Origin of the sequence: Mesorhizobium sp. M0815, from assembly GCF_040319995.1 — a bacterium.
Taxonomy (GTDB): Bacteria; Pseudomonadota; Alphaproteobacteria; order Rhizobiales; family Rhizobiaceae; genus Mesorhizobium.
In genome coordinates this window covers 1-3,437 of sequence record NZ_JAMYOU010000068.1, presented here as the reverse complement: position 1 = coordinate 3,437, position 3,437 = coordinate 1, and the positions used below count along the sequence as shown (strand labels likewise).

Below are 3,437 nucleotides of genomic sequence, written 5' to 3'. Positions count from 1 at the left end.
CGCCGTACAAGTGCCTCGACCGCCGATCGGATCGGCGGGCTGCAGCTTATGTCAAAGGCCATTGTCAGCAATCATGAGAGTGGAGAGATTGGCGGTTTCGCCAGCTGGCTTCAATCGCCAACGTCGACTTCCCCCGGCCGGTTATTGTCTGCCGCAGGTCAAGACCCAGATTCTTGTGTTGCCGGGCCCATTCCCGGCACTCGCAGATGGAGCTGACCATGACACGCGACGAGATCATTTCTGTGCTGGGCCCGGTCGACGATGCCGTCATCGCCGACATTGCGGCGACGGACGGGACGGTCCAGGAATTGCGTGAGGCCCTGGCCTGGATCGCCGCCGACGAGGCGCTGGTGAACGAGGGCCGACCGCTGCCGACGGCAAGAGTAGCGATGCTGATCGAACTGCTGCAAGGGCCGGACGAGGAGGAATAACCGGCTTGCTCTTCAGTGGACGGTGATGATGCCGTTTACGGCCCGCCATTCGGAGGGCTGGATCAGGTGATGATGGGCGACGCGCACCGAATGCAACGGGCCTTCGATCTCGCGCTCCCAGAAATCAAGGAAATGCTTCAGCGTCGGGAAATCAGGGGCGATATCGTATTCCTGCCAGATATAGAGCTGCAGCAGGCTTCGATGATCGGGTAGGCGGTAATGGATCTCCGCCGTGGTGAGGCCAAACCCTTGCATCTGGAGCTGAAAGTCCCTGCTGGTCATGCAATCTTCCTTCCGTTGAAATCTCCGTCCGCGAAAACGCCTCTTGTTCCACATAGGTTCCAGTCGCGTCGGGAGAGCGACGAATGTGCAAGCAATTACAGTACATTGGCACTCTCATTGGTCGAGTGCTAAAATTTTTGCGTGACCCTCTTGAAAGCAGAAAAAAGCGCGACTAGTTCGTATGCGCGCGATGCCTGATGAAGGGGTCGCGCACCCCGTGCCGGGCCGATATTGCCGGTCCGGTCAGGAGGATCTTCGAAAATCTGTTTGTCCCGAGAGGAGAACGACATGACGTTCCGTCCATTGCACGACCGTATCCTGGTCCGCCGTATCGAGGTCGACGAGAAGACCGCCGGCGGCATCATCATCCCCGACACTGCCAAGGAGAAGCCGCAGGAGGGCGAGGTCATTGCCGCCGGCCCCGGTGCGCGCGACGACAGCGGCCAATTGCAGCCGCTCGATGTCAAGGTCGGCGACCGCATCCTGTTTGGCAAATGGTCCGGCACCGAGATCAAGCTCAATGGCGAGGATCTGCTCATCATGAAAGAGAGCGACGTGCTGGGCGTTATCGAGGGCGCCGGTGAGATGAAGAGGGCTGCCTGAGTGGGGCCTGAACAAGCATTCCAGTCAACGAAAAGCTGCCTATTCGAAGGAGTGATCCAATGGCTGCCAAAGATGTGAAATTTCATACCGAAGCCCGCGAGAAAATGCTGCGCGGCGTCGATATTCTCGCCAATGCGGTGAAGGTAACGCTCGGTCCAAAGGGCCGCAATGTTGTCTTCGATAAGTCGTTCGGCGCGCCGCGCATCACCAAGGACGGCGTGACTGTCGCCAAAGAAATCGAGCTCGAGGACAAGTTCGAGAACATGGGCGCGCAGATGGTGCGCGAGGTCGCCTCGAAGACCAGCGACACCGCAGGCGATGGCACCACGACCGCGACGATTCTTGCTCAGGCCATCGTCAGGGAAGGGGCCAAGGCGGTCGCTGCCGGCATGAATCCGATGGATTTGAAGCGCGGCATCGACAAGGCGGTCGACGCCGTCGTCGCCGACCTGAAATCCAATGCCCGCAAGGTGACCAGGAACGACGAGATCGCCCAGGTCGCCGCCATCTCTGCCAATGGCGATGCCGAGATCGGCCGCTTCCTCGCAGAGGCGATGGAAAGGGTTGGCAATGAGGGTGTCATCACTGTCGAGGAAGCCAAGACCGCTGAGACTGAGTTGGAAGTGGTCGAAGGCATGCAGTTCGACCGTGGCTACCTCTCGCCCTATTTCATCACCAACCAGGATAAGATGCGCGTCGAACTCGAAGAACCCTATGTGCTGATCCACGAGAAGAAGCTGTCCAACCTGCAGGCCATGCTTCCTGTGCTCGAAGCCGCCGTGCAATCCAGCAAGCCGCTGTTGATCATCGCCGAGGACGTCGAAGGCGAGGCGCTGGCGACGCTGGTCGTCAACAAATTGCGCGGCGGCCTGAAGGTTGCGGCCGTCAAGGCGCCGGGCTTCGGTGACCGCCGTAAGGCCATGCTCGAAGACGTCGCCATCCTGACCGGCGGCACGGCGATCTCGGAAGACCTCGGCATCAAGCTCGAGAACGTCACGCTGGAGATGCTCGGCCGCGCCAAGAAGGTGCTGATCGAGAAGGAGAACACCACCATCGTCGACGGTGCCGGCCGCAAGGATGAAATCCAGGCGCGCATCAGCCAAATCAAGGCGCAGATCGAGGAAACCACCTCCGACTACGACCGTGAGAAGCTGCAGGAGCGGTTAGCCAAGCTCGCTGGCGGTGTCGCCGTCATCCGCGTCGGAGGCTCGACCGAGATCGAGGTCAAGGAGCGCAAGGATCGCGTCGACGACGCCATGCATGCCACACGCGCGGCGGTCGAGGAGGGTATCCTGCCCGGCGGCGGCGTGGCGCTGCTGAGGGCGGCGAAGGCGCTCGATAACGTTGTCGTCGACAATCCCGATCAGAAGACCGGTGTCGACATCGTGCGTCGCGCCATCGAAGCGCCGGTGCGCCAGATCGCCGAGAACGCCGGTGCGGAAGGTTCGATCATCGTCGGCAAGCTGCGCGAGACGACCGACTTCGGCTATGGCTGGAACGCCCAGACCAACGAGTTCGGCGACCTGTACGGGCAGGGCGTCATCGATCCGGCCAAGGTCGTTCGCACTGCGCTGCAGGGTGCCGCCTCTGTTGCCGGCCTGCTGGTGACGACCGAGGCGATGGTGGCCGAGAAGCCGAAGAAGGAAACGCCCATGCCTCCGATGCCCGGCGGTGGCGGCATGGACTTCTAAGATCAGGCTTTCAAAGCGAGATTTCGAAACGGCAGATGGGCCGTGTCCGCCAACGCGGGCACGGGCTTGCCGGTTCGGGTCGAATGCTGAGCAGGTGTTGCCATGGATATGACGGACAGTTTTGGGAAGATCGCGGCGCCGACCCGCCCGAAGAACGATTTCAACTATGAAACCGATTGCAGGGCGGCGCTGGCGCCTTTGGTCGACGGCCTGCTGGATATGGCCGAGTCGGCCGGCTGGGACCGCCGCAAGGCTGCCTACACGCTGATGTTTTTGTCGGCTCAACGCGTGGGAGCCGGCAAGGAAGGAGCGTAAATGATCGCGGCGCGGATGCGCGATTGCCTGCTCTAGTCCCTATGATTGCTGGGCCTGAGGGCGGCCCGTCATCCGATATGCAACGGTACGAGGGTTAAGCCGGCTGGCCGGCGCA

General features: G+C 61.3%; 5 protein-coding genes. 4 read left to right on the top strand and 1 reads right to left on the bottom strand.

Going from position 1 to position 3,437, the window contains the following annotated elements:
• Positions 1 to 218: 218 nt before the first annotated feature.
• Positions 219 to 431, top strand: coding sequence for a hypothetical protein (locus tag NKI01_RS30725; RefSeq protein WP_292664633.1), 213 nt, complete (start codon positions 219 to 221; stop codon positions 429 to 431).
• Between the two features lie 12 nt (positions 432 to 443).
• Here NKI01_RS30725 and NKI01_RS30720 read toward each other — a convergent pair whose 3' ends face one another.
• Positions 444 to 713 carry an usg protein gene (locus NKI01_RS30720; RefSeq protein ID WP_023718102.1) on the bottom strand — a complete coding sequence of 90 codons (270 nt, stop codon included), beginning with the start codon at positions 711 to 713 and terminating at the stop codon, positions 444 to 446.
• Between the two features lie 288 nt (positions 714 to 1,001).
• Here NKI01_RS30720 and NKI01_RS30715 point away from each other — a divergent pair, with 288 nt between their 5' ends.
• The 3 genes from NKI01_RS30715 (at position 1,002) to NKI01_RS30705 (ending at position 3,322) form a co-directional block, all read left to right on the top strand.
• Positions 1,002 to 1,316 carry a co-chaperone GroES gene (locus NKI01_RS30715; protein WP_023718103.1) on the top strand — a complete coding sequence of 105 codons (315 nt, stop codon included), beginning with the start codon at positions 1,002 to 1,004 and terminating at the stop codon, positions 1,314 to 1,316.
• A 59-nt stretch (positions 1,317 to 1,375) separates the two neighbouring features.
• Positions 1,376 to 3,007: a chaperonin GroEL gene (gene groL, locus NKI01_RS30710; protein ID WP_352965845.1), complete on the top strand. Its 1,632-nt coding sequence runs from the start codon at positions 1,376 to 1,378 to the stop codon at positions 3,005 to 3,007.
• 102 nt (positions 3,008 to 3,109) lie between these two features.
• On the top strand, positions 3,110 to 3,322 hold the full coding sequence (locus NKI01_RS30705; RefSeq protein ID WP_023718105.1) for a hypothetical protein: 213 nt from the start codon (positions 3,110 to 3,112) through the stop codon (positions 3,320 to 3,322).
• Positions 3,323 to 3,437 lie beyond the last annotated feature (115 nt).

Excerpts from the sequence above, each read along its gene's own strand:
- NKI01_RS30725 (WP_292664633.1), top strand. The coding sequence starts at position 219 with ATGACACGCGACGAGATCATTTCTGTGCTGGGCCCGGTCGACGATGCC.
- NKI01_RS30720 (WP_023718102.1), bottom strand. The coding sequence starts at position 713 with ATGACCAGCAGGGACTTTCAGCTCCAGATGCAAGGGTTTGGCCTCACC.
- NKI01_RS30715 (WP_023718103.1), top strand. The coding sequence starts at position 1,002 with ATGACGTTCCGTCCATTGCACGACCGTATCCTGGTCCGCCGTATCGAG.
- groL (WP_352965845.1), top strand. The coding sequence starts at position 1,376 with ATGGCTGCCAAAGATGTGAAATTTCATACCGAAGCCCGCGAGAAAATG.
- NKI01_RS30705 (WP_023718105.1), top strand. The coding sequence starts at position 3,110 with ATGGATATGACGGACAGTTTTGGGAAGATCGCGGCGCCGACCCGCCCG.